Genomic DNA, 14,797 nt, shown 5'->3' on the forward strand with positions numbered 1-14,797 from the left:
GGGCTGAAAGTATAAGGTTGTGGAATGCAATTCGTCTCCCTGCACCTGCGCACCAGAAATAGCGGCTGCCGCTTGTACTGCGGTGAGATGTTGTCGCAGCAAGCCGGGTTTGCTGCGCTTGGCGCGAATGCGTTCAATCTTGAAAGGCGTTCTCGTAATCATTGACAGCGCCAATGCGGTGCGCAGAACTTGGCCGCCACCCTCGCCTTGCGAGCCATCGAGTTCGATTAAGTTTTGTTGTGGTGTTTTGGCGTTCATCGGATGGGTTGTTTCTTGGTTAATCCAGGTAGTTGCTTGGTTTGTCATCGTATTCGACAGTATTTTAATGGTGAAGCCTAGGTGTGAAGTAGCACTCTAATGCTGGCGTAAGAGTGAATATAAAAAATATAATTACTTACACCGGTACGAAAGAGGAGGGGTGCATGCTTCAATGGATAATGGTTATAAGTATGAAAATTAAGCAATTTTTAATTGTCATGAATTAGATGGTCAGCGTCCATATTTATATATTTTTCATACTTAATTGACGTAGTGCATGGCTGTGTTAAAAAGACATCTGACTGCATTTGCTATGCAGGGCACATCAAATACTAAAAATTACAAGGGACTTAAAGTGAAAAAAGCAGGGTTCACGATGGCATTGTGCTTATTTCTTTCGATGTTGACAGCAGTAAATGCTGCTGAAGCAGATAAAGAAAAAGAGAAAAAAGAATCACCTTACGCAAACTGTGGTTGGAATTGTCTAGGGTGGGTTTGGAGCGACCAAAACCTGAAGAATACGATTGAGCCACTTGAAAATGTGTCCGGGACCATTGGGCATTTAAGTGCGTATACCTATAGGTGGAATGATAGCGGGATCAAGACGTTGGGCTTGATTGCCCAAAATGTTGAACAAGCAGATCCACGCTTGGTACAAACAACTGAATCTGGCTTTAAACAAGTTAATTTCCCCGGTGTAGTTGCCTTATTACTGGCAGAAGTGAAGTCGTTACGCGCTGAGGTAAACGGGTTGAGGGTGCAGCAAGTACAGTAGTTATTCTCGGGATAAATTAGAATGTTAAGGCTTATTTAACACTAAGCCAGGAAATGCTCGCTTCGAGGTGCTTTCTCTTGTCCGGTCTGCGCCTTAAATAGGCCGTCTGCCATATAGTCTGTATTTGCAGCCACTAAACATAAGACACGGTTGTAACAATAATACAACCGTTAGTGTTTATTATGTGCTGGCTTCTACAAAAAAGGGATTTAAATGAAAACAAAAACATTCAATCTGATGCTTTGCCTTTCACTCTCTATGCTTGCTTCAGTCAATGCGGCTGAGCCAGAAAGAGAAAAGAAAGAATCTGTAGTTGATTGTCGCGGTTGGCATTGTTTGTCTGGGTCTTGGAGTGACCAAAAGTTAAAGAACTCGATTGAACCGCTAGGTGATGTATCAGGAACTATTGACCGCTTAAAACCTTATTCCTTTACGTGGAATGACAGCAATATAAAGGCGCTGGGTTTGATTGCCCAAAATGTTGAACAAGCCGATCCACGTTTGGTAATTACGTCTGAATCAGGCTTGAAACAAGTTTATGTGCCTGGTGTCGTTGCATTGCTGTTGGCAGAAGTGAAGACATTGCGCGCAGAGGTAAATACGTTGAAAGCTCAGCAAGCGAAATAGTCTTGAATCATCTGGTGGGTGCTGAACGTTGAAACTTGTTCAGCGCCCACCGGGTGATGCTACTTTTGCCTGTGTTACCCTTTTACACACACCACCTGCCGCAGGGTATGAACTACTTCCACGAGTTCTGACTGCGCTGTCATCACCGTATCGATATCTTTGTAAGCCATCGGAATTTCGTCGATCACGTCTTCGTCCTTTCGGCATTCCACATGGGCAGTAGCTTTGATCTGGTCTTCAACCGTGAAGCGTTTTTTGGCTTGCGTCCGGCTCATGGTTCGACCTGCGCCGTGGCTGCATGAACAGAAGGCTTCTTCGTTTCCCAACCCGCGGACGATGAAACTCTTCGCGCCCATCGAACCGGGGATGATACCGAGCTGGCCCTTCTGTGCCGACACCGCGCCCTTACGGGTTACCAGCACTTCTTGCCCAAAGTGGGTTTCCTTCTGAACATAGTTATGGTGGCAGTTCACGGCTTCCACACCAGCCGTGAAGGGCTTGGTGATGATCTTGCGTGCAGCGGCAATCACGTTTTGCATCATCACGGTGCGGTTGCGTCGGGCAAAGTCCTGCGCCCAACCGACTGCCTCGATATAGTCATTGAAGTGCTGGCTGCCTTCCTCGAAATAAGCCAGATCGCGGTGCGGCAGGTTGGCGATGTGTTGGCGCATGTCGGCCTGGGCCAGTTCAATGAACAGGTTGCCGATGGCGTTACCGACCCCGCGTGAACCTGAGTGCAACATAAACCAGACGCGGTTTTCTTCATCCAGGCATACCTCGATGAAGTGGTTGCCGGTACCAAGTGTTCCAAGGTGCTTGTGGTTGTTGGTGTTCTTGATACGCGGGTGTTTATCGGTGATGCGCTTGAAGCCTTCCGCCAACTCACCCCACATTGCGTCCACCGTTTCGGGCGGGGTATCCCAACTACCTTTATCGCGTTTACCCATGGTTCTTCCATGCGGTACCGCCGCTTCGATTGCTGAGCGCAGGCCGGCAAGGTTATCGGGTAGATCGGCTGCCGTCAGCGTGGTGCGGGCAGCCATCATCCCGCAGCCAATATCTACGCCTACCGCCGCAGGGATAATGGCCCCCAATGTGGGGATGACGCTGCCGATAGTCGAGCCTTTACCCAGGTGCACGTCTGGCATGACGGCCAGATGCTTGTAGATGAAGGGCATCTTGGCAGTCTGTATCAGTTGCTGACGGGCTTCCTCCTCTACGGGTACGCCTTTTGTCCACATCTTGATGGGGGCACCGTCTTCAACGGAAAGAAGGTTGTAGTTGTTCATGTTGTTGCTTTCAATCAGTTACCGGGTACTGCCAGTAGTCCGAAGGTTACTAGCAGTACGTAATTTATCGTCCGCCGCAGGCCAGCTGGCGTTCTCGCGGGCAAGTCGGGCACCGTACCGTCGTGGAATACATCATGCCCGTGGTGGTTTCGTACCACCATTGCAGCTGGTCTGCTGCCCATACTTGTCGTGCGCCACAGTCACGGCAGGCAAAAGCCAAGTCTTGGTAAGTGCTACCCAGTACCAACGCCTTTCCATTGGCTTCCGCCTTGGTTTTACGACCTATCCGCTGCGCCAACATGGCTCCACGTTTTTGTTTTCCGCTTTGCATGGGTATTACCTCAACGTGCGCTTTACGTCTTGCAGGGCACAGTGTTGTTCCAGTTGTTCCCATCCCCATAAGGCTTGGCCTTCCTCGTGGTTGCATAGAAAAGCAAGGTGCCCGGGAATGATGGAGATGAACCCTTCGAGCAGCGCGGCCTCAACGCGATAAGCGCCGGGCCGGTTGGGCAATGGGCAAACACTGAGCATTTCATTTAACTGGGCTCGATAACACTGGCCGTAATAGGTATCCAATACAGCCACCTCTTGCCTGGCCAGCGACGAGGCCAACAAACGCTGGATCAACACTGCCAAGCCTGTAGCTGGCCATTGCTGGGTGACACCAGTGTTTGGCCATGCGTCGAAAGGCGAAATCTTTTGCCACCGCTTCGCGTCATGCGCCAGTAAATACAGCCATCGTTCTGCGTGTGCTGGCGCTAGGCATTTCAGCGTGATGGCAAGTGATTGATATGCTGTTTGGTCGATTTTCATTTGCTTACTTTCTGCGCCGTATATTCGAGAGACGCAGCATAGGTATTGCGAAATGTGTGCCAGCTATCCTTGTTTGAGGATTTATTTATTTAAGTAATTGTTTCTAATCAGATTTTTCTATTGTTTGAAAAGTTACCTCAATTTAGGATTGATGGATTTACAATATAAAAAGATAGGTATTTATCTAAAAAGATAAGAATGAAAATGAAGAAAACAGTCGTAGTGGGATTTGCCGGCACGGTGCTCGATTACGTGGGCAAAGGCGGCCAGCGCTGGGAGAAGTGGCGGCCTACCGTGGGGCTGTGCCAGCAGGATGATTTATTGGTTGATCGGATAGAACTGCTGCACGACACACGCAGCCGTGGATTGTTCGAGCGCTTGAAGGAGGACATTGCAACCATATCGCCTGAAACGGTGGTGAAGAGTGTCGAAATCAACCTGCGGGACCCATGGGATTTCGAAGAGATGTATGCCGTATTGCATGACTTTGCCCATGGCTATGCTTTCGATACCGAAGCTGAGGACTACCTGATTCACATCACCACCGGCACACACGTTGCCCAGATTTGCTGGTTTCTATTGGCTGAGGCGCGTTATCTACCCGCCAGGCTGGTACAGACCTCCCCGCCGCGGAAGCGAGAGGGTGAGGGTGTTGAGGGACGTTATTCACTGATTGACCTGGACCTGTCCCGATACAACAAGATTGCCGCTCGGTTTGCACGTGAGCATGAAGAGACGGTTTCGTTTCTAAAATCGGGTATTGCTACGCGTAGCGCTAGTTTCAACCGGATGATCGAACAAATCGAGCGTGTGGCGGTACGTTCAAAAGCACCCATGCTGTTTTATGGGCCGACTGGTGCTGGCAAATCCTTTCTGGCGCGGCGGGTTTACGAAATGAAGAAAGCGCGTCATCAGCTTGCAGGCCGTTTTGTGGAGGTAAATTGCGCGACGTTGCGTGGCGATAGTGCGATGTCGGCTTTGTTTGGCCATGTGAAAGGCGCATTCACCGGGGCGCAGACGGAGCGGGCGGGCTTGCTGCGCAGTGCTGATGGCGGCTTGCTGTTTCTGGATGAAATTGGTGAGCTGGGCTTGGACGAACAAGCGATGCTGCTGAAAGCCATAGAGGAAAAGCGTTTCTTCCCATTGGGCAGTGATCGTGAAGTGGAAAGTGACTTCCAGTTGATTGCCGGGACGGTGCGAGACCTTAAACAATGGGTAGCCGAGGGTAGGTTTCGTGAGGATTTATACGCACGGATAAATCTGTGGACCTACGAGTTGCCAAGCCTTGCTCAACGAACCGAAGATATCGAACCCAATCTGTTATTTGAGCTAGACCGATTCGCTCGCGACCAAGGGGGGCAGGTGCGCTTCAATGCGGAAGCCAAGCGCGCCTATTTACGGTTTGCTGTGTCACCTGCAGCCAAATGGTCGGGTAACTTCCGCGAGCTTTCGGCTTCCGTAACCCGCATGGCGACGCTTGCTGAGGCTGGGCGAATCACTGAAGCCGGCGTCGATGAAGAGATTTGCCGTTTGCAACATGCCTGGAGTGGCCAGATAGAAAGTCCGCTTGCCGATTTATTGGGTGCACGCGTGGATGAAATGGATTTATTCGATCGCCTGCAGCTAGAGCGGGTGGTTCAGGTTTGCCAGCAGGCGAGTTCGTTATCCGATGCTGGTCGCCGCTTGTTTGATGTGTCACGGCAGGAAAAGGCCAAAGCCAACGATGCCGACAGACTAAGAAAATATCTGGCCAGGTTTGATTTGGATTGGCGGCAGGTAAAGTTGGGCGCGGATGGGTAATCCTGACGCCATCGTTTTGCTCCCATCTGACTGAAGCGCAGCAGACGTCGGCCGAGTGTTCACATCGTTTTGTCGAAAAGGGCCAGCCGTTTATTTGCCCGTAGCCGTTACAACTGGGCGGGCCAATGCTTGCCCTGGCGTATCGCGTCAGGTACGGCTTCAAAAAAATCCAATTCCGGCAGCTTGCGGCGGAAGATGCTTTTGTCGAGTGCCGTATCCAGGAAACGTTCGTTGGTTTGTTGCAGCTCGGTAAGTGTGAACAAGGGAGGGAGCGGGTGACAGGGTAGTGGGGAATAGCTCGATTTGTCGCGCAGCCGCTGTACGTCATGGGTGGCGATGCGGTTATGGTCGAAGGGCGGCTCGGGTAAACACATCTAAGAACCTGTCTAAAGTCTCGCGAGCTAGTGCAAGATAAGGCGAAAACAACCGAAGAAGCAGAGTTTACGAGTGGTAAATGAGCATTCAGAGGGTGTTTTCAACGCCATATTGCCGACGCGCAGCAGACTTTAGACAGGTTCTAAGGCGACCAGCTCAAAGCGATGCGCCTTGTCAGGTATCAGTAGGCTTTTATGCACCAAGGCGAATAAGTTGGTCAGAATACGCCTATCCAACTGCGCAAGGTCGAGGAGACCGGCAATGCATTCTTTGGGCAATACGCAACTACTGATCATCGATCCGCAAAACGATTTCTGCGATATCCCTGGCGCAGCGTTACCAGTGAAGGGGGCCAGCGCCGACCTGAACAGGGTGGCGGCGTTAATGGCACGGATGGGAGATCGTATCGATGCCATCCATGTCACGCTGGATAGCCACAACCCGCTCGATATCGCACATGGTGTCTGGTGGTGCAATGCAGTGGGTGAGTCGCCAGTGCCTTTCACCGTGATCAGTGCAGCCGATGTGGTCGGTGGTGTGTGGCGAGCGCGCGATCCAGATCAGCAAGCGACCAGCTTAGCTTATGTACAGGCCTTGGCGGAACGAGGGCGGCATCAGTTGATCATCTGGCCGGAACACTGCCTGATTGGCAGCTGGGGCCATGGTGTGCATGTCGGGCTGTTTGATGCGTTAAGCCAATGGGGACGCAAGCATCTGAAGACGGTCAATTACGTGACCAAGGGCACAAATCCGGCCACAGAACACTACTCGGCCATTCAGGCGGAAGTGCCAGACCCGAATGACCCGGCCACCTTGCCCAACCATGACTTGCTGGCACGCTTGGCCGCCGCCGATACCATTCTGGTAGCGGGCGAGGCGTTGTCGCATTGTGTTGCCAGTACGGTGAGTGATATTGCTGACCACCTTGGTGTAGCGCATAGCGGCAAGTTGGTGTTGCTGGATGATTGCACCAGCCCGGTAGCAGGTTTCGAGGCACTGGGGCGGGCATTTATTGCTGAAATGACCGAGCGTGGAATGCGCACTCTTAAAAGCAGCGATATTGCGCGGTAAGCAGTAACTTATACCTAGGAAATACCATGAGTGTTATCGACCCCGTCATCCAATCGCTGCTTGATACGGACCTCTACAAATTCACCATGATGCAGACCATCCTGCATCAACACCCTACGGCGCAGGCGGAATACGCGTTCAAGTGCCGTAACAAGCCAGACCTGCCGTTGGCCAAGCTGCGGGAAGAGATAGAAGCGCAGTTAGACCATTTGTGCAGCCTGCGCTTTGCTGAAGATGAGTTGGCCTATCTGGGTGAGTTGCGCTTTATCAAAGCAGACTTCATCGATTTTCTGCGCTTGTTTCAGTTGCAGCGTCGGTTTATCGAGGTAACCGTGCCCGAGGATAGGCCCGACGAGTTGGCGATTCGGGTGCAGGGGCCGATGCTGCATTGCATGCTGTTTGAGATTTATGTACTCGCCATCGTCAACGAGATCTACTTCCGGCAATTTCCTCAGGAGCCGAGCTGGGCGAGCGGCGAGGTGCAGCTGGCCGGCAAGATCAATTTGCTGAAGGACTTTGCCCAGGGTAACCAGCGGCGTAACCCTTTTGTATTTTTCGACTTTGGTACTCGTCGACGTTATTCGCGTGACTGGCACGAGAAGGTGGTGGCAACCCTGGCGCATGAGGCCGCGCCTTTTATGCGCGGCACCAGCAATGTACTGTTGGCCAAGCGTTATGGTCTGACCCCGATAGGCACAATGGCGCATGAGTACTTGCAAGCCTTTCAGGCATTCGGCTCGCGCTTGCGCGATTTTCAGCGCAATGCCTTGGAGCACTGGGTGCATGAATACCGTGGCGACCTGGGTATAGCGCTGACCGACGTGGTTGGCACCGATGCTTTCCTACGCGATTTTGATCTTTATTTCTGCAAGCTGTTCGATGGTTTGCGCCACGACTCGGGCGACCCCTTCATATGGGGTGACAAGGCGCTGGCACATTACAACCAGATGCGCATTGACCCGGCGGGCAAGATGTTTGTCTTTAGCGATGGCCTGGATATGGAAGGCGCTTTTGCCCTTTACCACTACTTTGCAGACAGGGTGCGCACAGGATTTGGCATTGGTACCAGCCTATCCAACGATTGCGGCCATGAACCGCTACAGATTGTGATGAAACTGGTGCGGTGTAATGACCAGCCAGTCGCCAAAGTGAGCGATAGCCCAGGGAAGGGCATGTGTGAAGACGCCAACTTCTTGAACTACCTACGTGATGTATTTGAGATTGAACAACAGTAACCGTAGAACTGACTCAGATGATCCTCAACCTTACCCTGGCCCAGCTTAACTACAAACTGTGTGATTTCACTGGCAATTTGGCGCGAATCCGTCGTGCTATTGACCAGTCGGCAAATGCCGACCTGATTGTCTTCAGCGAGCTTTGCCTATCGGGTTACTACCCACAGGACTTGGTGGAAGAGCCGAATTTCCTTGCGCGCCAGCAAATGGTACTGGACCAACTCATCGACCTGTCGCGTCATACCGCCGCAGCCTTGGTAATTGGGGCTGTCACCCCCAATGCCGGTATCGGCAAACCCATGCACAACAGCTTGTTGGTGATTCGGCAAGGCGAGGTGGTGTTGAATTATCACAAGCAACTGCTGCCCACCTACAACATCTTCGACGAGCGCCGCCACTTCGAACCCGGCCCCAATACACCAGCCGTATTAGTGTTAGGCAGTAAGCGGGTTGGATTCCTGATTTGTGAAGATGCCTGGAACAATCAGGGCAGCGATTACGCAATCGACCCCTTGCAGACCTTGGCCGATGCCAAGGTGGACCTGATTGTCAGCATCAACGCCAGTCCCAGTGACGTGGGCAAGCCGGCGCAGCGGCATGAATTATTTGCAGGCTTGGCGCGGCGCAGCGGTGTGCCGCTGGTGTATGTCAACCAAGTGGGTGGCAATGACCAGATTGTGTTCGACGGTGGCTCGTTCGTGGTGGACCCTACCCACGGGGTGGTGCATCAATTGCCGCTGTTTGACGAGGCAATCGAGTCACTGGGTTTTGACGGCCATTTTTATTGGGGTAGCCAGGTCCTGGTCACGCCGGTCAGCGCAGTCATGCCAGACAGCGAGTTCTATTACCGCCAAGTTGTGCGTGGCCTGCGTGATTATGCCGCCAAAGTCGGTTTCCAAAAGGTGGTGATAGGCAGCTCGGGTGGCATAGATAGCGCGCTGACCCTGGCGTTGGCCGTGGATGCGCTGGGGGCCGATAACGTTGCCGCCATTACGATGCCATCGCAATTCTCCAGCGTAGGCAGTGTGTCCGACTCGGCAGACTTGTGCAGCAACCTTGGCGTATTGTTGCTTGAACATCCTATCGCCGATTTGGTAGGCAGCTATCGAACGGGTTTCGAGCACCACTTCGCCACAGCCCCCTCGCGGTTGACGGTGGAAAACCTGCAAGCCCGTATCCGCGGCACGATTTTGATGGAGTATGCCAACCACTTTGGCCACTTGCTCCTGACTACCGGCAACAAGTCTGAAATCTCGGTGGGCTACTGCACGCTGTATGGTGACACCAATGGTGGTTTGAATATCATTGGCGACCTGTACAAAACCGAGGTATTCGCCCTGGCCCGTTATTACAACCAGCGCCATGGTCGTGAGTTGATTCCGCTCGCTATCATTGAGAAAGAACCGTCCGCTGAATTGTCGGAAGGGCAAAAAGACACCGATTCACTGCCGCCTTACCCGGTGCTGGATGAAATCCTCAAGCTGCATATCGAAGGCGCACGCTTGCGGCCAGATGAATACCGCAACGCCAAGGCATTTGTGCAGCAGTTGCAGCAAGATGGCGGGCAAGCCACGGTCGACCGTATTCTGAATCTGGTCGCCAAATCCGAATTCAAACGTCGGCAAGCGCCACCGATCATCCGGGTTCGCAACCGCGCCTTTGGCAATGGCCGACAGATGCCGATTGCCGCGCAGTATTGATGGGCGTGGCTGCGGTACGGTAGACCAGCTAGCTGGTTTTATGCGCTGAGCCGTCTACTTAAATCAGGACAACAAAGCCATGCATTTTGACGCGTTGGTGTATATCGGGCGTTTCCAGCCATTTCACAACAGCCATCTGGCGTTATTGCAGCAGGCATTGGCGCAAGCACCAAAGGTGGTAGTGGTGCTGGGCTCGGCATTCAGCCCGCGTAGTACGCGCAACCCATTCAATGTGGAAGAGCGGCAGCAGTTGATTGCTGCAAGCCTGGGTGCTGATGTGGACCGGGTGTACTTTGTGCCGATGCGCGATTACTACAATGGCCCGCGTTGGAGCGCGGCGGTGTTGCAAGCGGTTACCGAAGCTTTACCCAAGGGGGTGAAGGTCGGCTTGTTTGGGCATTACAAGGATGCCAGCTCGGCTTATCTTGATGACTTTCCTACTTGGCCACTGGTGCATACCGACAACATCAATGGGCTGAACGCTGCCGATTTGCGCCGGCAATGGTTTGAAGATGCCGGGGCGATTAGTACGTTCAGCAGCCAGTTGCCCCCGCCTGTTCGTGATTTTCTGCAAACGTTTGCCCAAACGAAGGCATTTACCGAACTACTGGCTGAGTACAACTACCTGGTTGATTATCGCAAGGCATGGTCGGTTGCCCCCTATCCACCTGTGTTTGTCACCGCTGATGCGGTTGTGCGCTGTTGCGAACATGTATTGTTGATTCAGCGTGGTGGCCTGCCGGGGCGTGGCTGCTGGGCGCTGCCTGGCGGGTTTTTGGACCAACGCGAGCAACTTGCCCAAGCGTCTATCCGCGAATTGATGGAAGAAACCAAACTAGCGGTACCGGATTCCACGCTGCACGCAGCCTTGTGCGATCAAGCCTTGTTTGACCACCCGGATCGCAGCACACGCGGCCGGACGCTGACCCAAGCCTTCTATTATCAACTGCCGCTATCTGAGCTGCCTACGATTGAAGCAGCAGACGATGCACAGGCTGCGCGTTGGGTACCGATCAGCGCTTTGAAGGGGATGGAATCGCAGATGTTTGACGATCACTTCATGATTCTGGACCGTTTTATTGGCCTGCTGGCATGCTAAACCGCCCAGCTTGGGCGGTTTAGTTGGCACCTGGGTGCTGCTGATCTGTTGAATCACCAATCAAGTGGTTGTGGGAGTCAGAGCAAGCCTAATACCGTCAGGGCACGTCGGCCCACTATCAGTCGCTTGGCGAGGTCGCCGGTTTTTGCCCGTGTCGAAATATCATCTTTGTCTGTCAGATCGATATTCAGTGCAAAGGTATAGATTTTGTTTTCTTTTTCTACCCAACCTACCCACCAGCCGGTACCCGGTTCGGTATTGGCTGCCATCCCCGTCTTTCCATACAGCGTATAGTTGGCAGTTCTTTCGAGCTGCAGGATTTCGCGTGTTTGCGTAAGGGCATGCATTGAAAAGGGCAGCTGACGTTTCGCTAGTTTTGCGAGGAAACGCGATTGTTCAACGGCAGAGATTTTGAGCGAGCCATTCACCCAGAATTGGTCAATCACATTGCCCATATTGCGATTGCCATACCCTACCGAATCGAGATACCTCTGCATCCGTACCGGGCCAATCCGCTTTGCCAGCACCTGATACACGGAGAGATTGGAGACCTTCATCGCCTCGCGCAGGCCCATGTCTTTTTCCCATGACTTCAAAAACTTTGGCTTGCCATCATAAGGAAAGACCTCGTCCACATTGCGCACTGCGCCACTCTCTAGCCCCGCCAGGGTATTGAAGATTTTAAAGGTAGATGCCGGCGAGTAAGGTGTATTGGCCCGATCACGGTTGTAGACATCCATGCGGTCTGCCGTGACGTCATAAAGGACAAAGGTGCCGGTAATACCGAGCTTTTCAAACTCCTGGCCAAGTTCAGGCCGGTTTGTGATTTCGGTTGCATGGGCCATCAGCGGCAACAACAAGCTGGCGCAGAGCGCGGCAATACGTCGCATGGACAATCTCTCTTTCATTTCAGGTGGGGTTACGGGTTATGCAGGTATGTGCGGGCCAGAGCACGGATACGGTCATGCAAGGCGAAGGTGTGGGTTGGGTTCTGGCTGGTTATTGAAGTGTTTTCCAGCACGACGACGCTGAGTCAGTACACCGCCACTGAAGGAAGCCGCGTCATCCTGCTTAAATACAGCATCAAGTGCGTCACGGAGTGCAACTTCTGCCGGCCCGGCTTTGACCAGTAGGGGGACGAAGGTAATCAGCCAGCACAGCAGGCGGGTTGTCAGCATGGGGTGGGACGTATGCTCGGAAAAGAGCGCCATCCTAGAACCCCCCATGCTGGGTTGCGAGCACATCAGCCGCCACGGCGGTCACCACTGTAACGGCTGTCACCATAACCACACCTGTCGCGTAACCACGGCACAATGCAGACCATGACAATCAGCCCCGATAAATTGCAGATCGAATTGGCCGCGCCACAGCGGGTGGGTAGTACCCGCGCCGCTTATCAATCACTGTGGCTGTTGGTGCGTATGTATCAGGCTCGACGTATTGGCGGGCCGGACGGGCTGGTGCGCCTGACTGAATTGCGCCAGCAGTTTCTCGATACCCGTAGCCTGCGCATGGTGGTGAGCCGGGCGTACCGTGATTTTGCTCGCTGGGGTGTGCGGGCTGGGTGGGGTGAAAACTCCGCGCGTGACCCACGTTTCCTGAACCCGGAAGGCCGCAGCCAAGGGCCGTTTTGGTTGCCCTTGGAAGAAGCCGAACGGATCGAGATTTGCGTGGAGGGCCGTCCGGCTGATGCCAGCGAGGTGGCCGATTTCCTGGGCCAGGCCGATACTATGCCCTGGCGAGGGCCCGGTATGGCTTACGGCGTGGAGTTTTGGCTGGCGCTCGCGCTGGCGCAACAAGACTTGCGCCAGGACAGGCTGTTGGCGGTGTTCGAGCCGGATCAAGCGCCTGCGCAGGGTGCATTGGCGGGGTTCAAGCAGGCGGCAGGGTTGGCTTCGGGTGCCTTGCAGCAAGCCTTGGCAGCCTTGGGTGAGGCCGCTGTCTGGCGACGACTGGATGACTTGGGGGCGGCACGCCAGACGCTGGCCCAGTTGCGCCGTGCGCTGAAAGAAGCGGGAGCCGACGAAGGCGGCTATCTCGATGCCATGGAACAGATACTGACAGCATGGTGTGCCTATGCGCAGCGTGATTCCGAGCAGGCTTCCGCCATTTTGACGGACATGGCGGCAAGAGAGCCTCGGGCTGGTGTCGTGCGTCATCACCCACGGGTACGCTTTGAATGGCATAACCTCATGGCGTTGATTCGCCGTTTACGCGCGCTGGGTGGCTCGGCGGTAGACCTTGCGATACGGCGGCAGGAGGCCATGGCTGCTCAAGGGCATTTCCATACTGCCTTGCAGGCAGCCTTCGAGTTCGGCTCGTTTGATGCGGCCCAGCAGGCGGCCGCCAATGCGGGGATGGCTGTTTGGCTGTTTGCCGGTGAGGGCTTGCTTGATGATGCCGCTGGCGCTGAAGCAACCGCGCTACGCTGGCTTTTGCTTAGCGAATATCTGTGCCATTGCAGTCGCGGTGAGGGCTTGTCGGCGTGGAATGCGATTTATCTGATGCGTATCGCCCGCGGCCCATGCCCCAGGCTGGCGACACCGACACTGGCCCAATTTCAGGCGCTGCTACCGCGCAACCCCGCACAGTTGCAAGCCTTGGCCGGCATGTTGCCCGGTTTGGACAAACAGGTACTATTACCTGATAGCTGGCTTAGCCTGGCTGAATCGTTGCTGCAGTTACAGCGCGAAGGTAGAGCACGCTATAGCCTCTTGCAGCGCTGCGGCTTGTGGTTTGAGCATGCATGGTATGCCTTGCATACTGGTCAGCTTGCGGCGGCGGACGCCTCTTTGTGTCGTTTGACAGAGGAAATGTCGGCGCTGCCTGCTAGTGACAGGGCATTCTTTGTGGAGTCGTGGCGTACGCTGCCGTCAATATAAGCAGCGACATACTGTTTTAGCGTGACAAGTGAGTGTTTCACACTCGCCTGCTAAGTGCTGTCACCAACTTGTCTTGAACCGCTCCGGCTTTTGAGGAAGCTCCAACTCTTTGGACAGTTTTTAAGGAACGCGAATTGCTAAAGATTATCAAGCAGTCTTCATGATTTGAGTCACTCGGTTGTTATTTTTGGGAGAACAAAATGGTCAGCAAGAACACGATTTGTCTCTGGTTTAACGGCACCGCGGTAGAAGCCGCACAGTTTTACGCCAAGACGTTTCCCAACAGCGCAGTGGGAACGATCTATCACGCGCCCGGCGATTATCCCGCTGGCAAGCAGGGTGATGTCCTGACGGTCGAGTTCACCGTGATGGGCATCCCTTGTCTCGGCCTGAATGGTGGCCCGGTGTTCAAGCATAACGAGGCGTTCTCCTTCCAGGTCGCGACTGAGGACCAAGCCGAAACCGACCGCTTGTGGCATGCGATTGTCAAAAACGGCGGCCAGGAAAGCGAATGCGGCTGGTGTAAGGATAAGTGGGGCGTGTCGTGGCAGATCACGCCACGCGCCCTCACTGCCGCGATTGCCGACCCTGATCACGCGGCAGCCAAGCGCGCTTTCGAGGCGATGATGCAGATGCGCAAGATTGACATCGCTACGATTGAATCGGCCCGGCGCGGTTGACGCTGATGGGTGTCCTTTTCTGCGGGACGTAAACGGCTGCATTGGGGTTGGTTAGAACTTGTTTATGATCTGATGTTACGCAGTAGCTGCGAGAAGCAGCTGTAACTGATCATAAGCCGCGCGGGAGGCGTTGATCAGTAACTTGCGGCAAAGTGCGAATGGGTTCTTCTGCGTCTTGATGCTCAGGCATTCA

General features: G+C 53.8%; 16 protein-coding genes. 9 read left to right on the forward strand and 7 right to left on the reverse strand.

Going from position 1 to position 14,797, the window contains the following annotated elements; all coding sequences use genetic code 11:
* The coding region (locus CSQ89_RS15915; protein ID WP_308418167.1) for an RNA 3'-terminal phosphate cyclase at nucleotides 1–306 on the reverse strand (306 nt) is incomplete at its 3' end.
* Between the two features lie 229 nt (nucleotides 307–535).
* Between CSQ89_RS15915 and CSQ89_RS15920 the strand changes: the two genes are divergently transcribed.
* Together CSQ89_RS15920 and CSQ89_RS15925 are read left to right on the forward strand one after the other, a co-directional pair.
* A complete protein-coding gene (locus tag CSQ89_RS15920; protein WP_099407105.1) occupies nucleotides 536–1,033 on the forward strand; it encodes a tail fiber domain-containing protein in 498 nt (165 codons plus the stop codon).
* 213 nt (nucleotides 1,034–1,246) lie between these two features.
* Nucleotides 1,247–1,660, forward strand: a complete 414-nt coding sequence (locus CSQ89_RS15925; protein ID WP_099407106.1) for a tail fiber domain-containing protein — start codon at nucleotides 1,247–1,249, stop codon at nucleotides 1,658–1,660.
* Nucleotides 1,661–1,734: 74 nt separating this feature from the next.
* Here CSQ89_RS15925 and CSQ89_RS15930 read toward each other — a convergent pair whose 3' ends face one another.
* The 3 genes from CSQ89_RS15930 to CSQ89_RS15940 form a co-directional block, all read right to left on the reverse strand.
* On the reverse strand, nucleotides 1,735–2,949 hold the full coding sequence (locus CSQ89_RS15930; RefSeq protein WP_099407107.1) for an RtcB family protein: 1,215 nt from the start codon (nucleotides 2,947–2,949) through the stop codon (nucleotides 1,735–1,737).
* Nucleotides 2,950–3,013: 64 nt separating this feature from the next.
* A complete protein-coding gene (locus CSQ89_RS15935) occupies nucleotides 3,014–3,280 on the reverse strand; it encodes a zinc-ribbon domain containing protein (RefSeq protein WP_099407108.1) in 267 nt (88 codons plus the stop codon).
* Between the two features lie 5 nt (nucleotides 3,281–3,285).
* Nucleotides 3,286–3,762: a hypothetical protein gene (locus CSQ89_RS15940; RefSeq protein WP_099407109.1), complete on the reverse strand. Its 477-nt coding sequence runs from the start codon at nucleotides 3,760–3,762 to the stop codon at nucleotides 3,286–3,288.
* A gap of 204 nt (nucleotides 3,763–3,966) precedes the next feature.
* Here CSQ89_RS15940 and rtcR point away from each other — a divergent pair, with 204 nt between their 5' ends.
* Nucleotides 3,967–5,562 (forward strand): RNA repair transcriptional activator RtcR, encoded by a 1,596-nt coding sequence (gene rtcR / locus CSQ89_RS15945; RefSeq protein ID WP_099407117.1) that lies wholly within the window; start codon nucleotides 3,967–3,969, stop codon nucleotides 5,560–5,562.
* A 107-nt stretch (nucleotides 5,563–5,669) separates the two neighbouring features.
* On the opposite strand, the gene CSQ89_RS15950 is transcribed toward rtcR, so the two are convergent.
* A complete protein-coding gene (locus CSQ89_RS15950; protein ID WP_099407110.1) occupies nucleotides 5,670–5,936 on the reverse strand; it encodes an NrtR DNA-binding winged helix domain-containing protein in 267 nt (88 codons plus the stop codon).
* A 262-nt stretch (nucleotides 5,937–6,198) separates the two neighbouring features.
* On the opposite strand from CSQ89_RS15950, the gene CSQ89_RS15955 reads away from it, so the two are divergent.
* From CSQ89_RS15955 to CSQ89_RS15970, 4 genes are all read left to right on the forward strand, one after another.
* Nucleotides 6,199–7,008, forward strand: coding sequence for a hypothetical protein (locus CSQ89_RS15955; protein ID WP_099407111.1), 810 nt, complete (start codon nucleotides 6,199–6,201; stop codon nucleotides 7,006–7,008).
* A 35-nt stretch (nucleotides 7,009–7,043) separates the two neighbouring features.
* Entirely contained in the window at nucleotides 7,044–8,243 is a 1,200-nt protein-coding gene (pncB, locus tag CSQ89_RS15960; protein WP_099407118.1) for a nicotinate phosphoribosyltransferase, read from the forward strand.
* Between the two features lie 17 nt (nucleotides 8,244–8,260).
* Entirely contained in the window at nucleotides 8,261–9,943 is a 1,683-nt protein-coding gene (locus tag CSQ89_RS15965) for an NAD+ synthase (protein WP_308418168.1), read from the forward strand.
* 79 nt (nucleotides 9,944–10,022) lie between these two features.
* Nucleotides 10,023–11,042, forward strand: a complete 1,020-nt coding sequence (locus CSQ89_RS15970) for a bifunctional nicotinamide-nucleotide adenylyltransferase/Nudix hydroxylase (protein WP_099407112.1) — start codon at nucleotides 10,023–10,025, stop codon at nucleotides 11,040–11,042.
* Nucleotides 11,043–11,119: 77 nt separating this feature from the next.
* Here CSQ89_RS15970 and blaOXA read toward each other — a convergent pair whose 3' ends face one another.
* Together blaOXA and CSQ89_RS15980 are read right to left on the reverse strand one after the other, a co-directional pair.
* Nucleotides 11,120–11,932: a class D beta-lactamase gene (blaOXA, locus tag CSQ89_RS15975; RefSeq protein ID WP_158229018.1), complete on the reverse strand. Its 813-nt coding sequence runs from the start codon at nucleotides 11,930–11,932 to the stop codon at nucleotides 11,120–11,122.
* 72 nt (nucleotides 11,933–12,004) lie between these two features.
* Nucleotides 12,005–12,220: a hypothetical protein gene (locus tag CSQ89_RS15980; protein ID WP_099407114.1), complete on the reverse strand. Its 216-nt coding sequence runs from the start codon at nucleotides 12,218–12,220 to the stop codon at nucleotides 12,005–12,007.
* A gap of 144 nt (nucleotides 12,221–12,364) precedes the next feature.
* Here CSQ89_RS15980 and CSQ89_RS15985 point away from each other — a divergent pair, with 144 nt between their 5' ends.
* Nucleotides 12,365–13,924, forward strand: a complete 1,560-nt coding sequence (locus CSQ89_RS15985; protein WP_099407115.1) for a hypothetical protein — start codon at nucleotides 12,365–12,367, stop codon at nucleotides 13,922–13,924.
* Between the two features lie 200 nt (nucleotides 13,925–14,124).
* Complete coding sequence (locus CSQ89_RS15990) at nucleotides 14,125–14,604, forward strand: VOC family protein (RefSeq protein WP_099407116.1); 480 nt, start codon at nucleotides 14,125–14,127, stop codon at nucleotides 14,602–14,604.
* Nucleotides 14,605–14,797 lie beyond the last annotated feature (193 nt).

The sequence above is a fragment of the Chitinimonas sp. BJB300 genome (genome assembly GCF_002735695.1).
Taxonomy (GTDB): Bacteria; Pseudomonadota; Gammaproteobacteria; order Burkholderiales; family Chitinimonadaceae; genus Chitinimonas.

Coding starts and splice junctions, on each gene's coding strand:
- CSQ89_RS15970 (WP_099407112.1), top strand. CDS start 10,023: ATGCATTTTGACGCGTTGGTGTATATCGGGCGTTTCCAGCCATTTCAC.
- CSQ89_RS15940 (WP_099407109.1), bottom strand. CDS start 3,762: ATGAAAATCGACCAAACAGCATATCAATCACTTGCCATCACGCTGAAA.
- CSQ89_RS15985 (WP_099407115.1), top strand. CDS start 12,365: ATGACAATCAGCCCCGATAAATTGCAGATCGAATTGGCCGCGCCACAG.
- CSQ89_RS15990 (WP_099407116.1), top strand. CDS start 14,125: ATGGTCAGCAAGAACACGATTTGTCTCTGGTTTAACGGCACCGCGGTA.
- CSQ89_RS15925 (WP_099407106.1), top strand. CDS start 1,247: ATGAAAACAAAAACATTCAATCTGATGCTTTGCCTTTCACTCTCTATG.
- blaOXA (WP_158229018.1), bottom strand. CDS start 11,932: ATGCGACGTATTGCCGCGCTCTGCGCCAGCTTGTTGTTGCCGCTGATG.
- CSQ89_RS15920 (WP_099407105.1), top strand. CDS start 536: ATGGCTGTGTTAAAAAGACATCTGACTGCATTTGCTATGCAGGGCACA.
- CSQ89_RS15955 (WP_099407111.1), top strand. CDS start 6,199: ATGCATTCTTTGGGCAATACGCAACTACTGATCATCGATCCGCAAAAC.
- CSQ89_RS15930 (WP_099407107.1), bottom strand. CDS start 2,949: ATGAACAACTACAACCTTCTTTCCGTTGAAGACGGTGCCCCCATCAAG.
- CSQ89_RS15965 (WP_308418168.1), top strand. CDS start 8,261: ATGATCCTCAACCTTACCCTGGCCCAGCTTAACTACAAACTGTGTGAT.
- CSQ89_RS15950 (WP_099407110.1), bottom strand. CDS start 5,936: ATGTGTTTACCCGAGCCGCCCTTCGACCATAACCGCATCGCCACCCAT.
- rtcR (WP_099407117.1), top strand. CDS start 3,967: ATGAAGAAAACAGTCGTAGTGGGATTTGCCGGCACGGTGCTCGATTAC.
- CSQ89_RS15980 (WP_099407114.1), bottom strand. CDS start 12,220: ATGCTGACAACCCGCCTGCTGTGCTGGCTGATTACCTTCGTCCCCCTA.
- CSQ89_RS15935 (WP_099407108.1), bottom strand. CDS start 3,280: ATGCAAAGCGGAAAACAAAAACGTGGAGCCATGTTGGCGCAGCGGATA.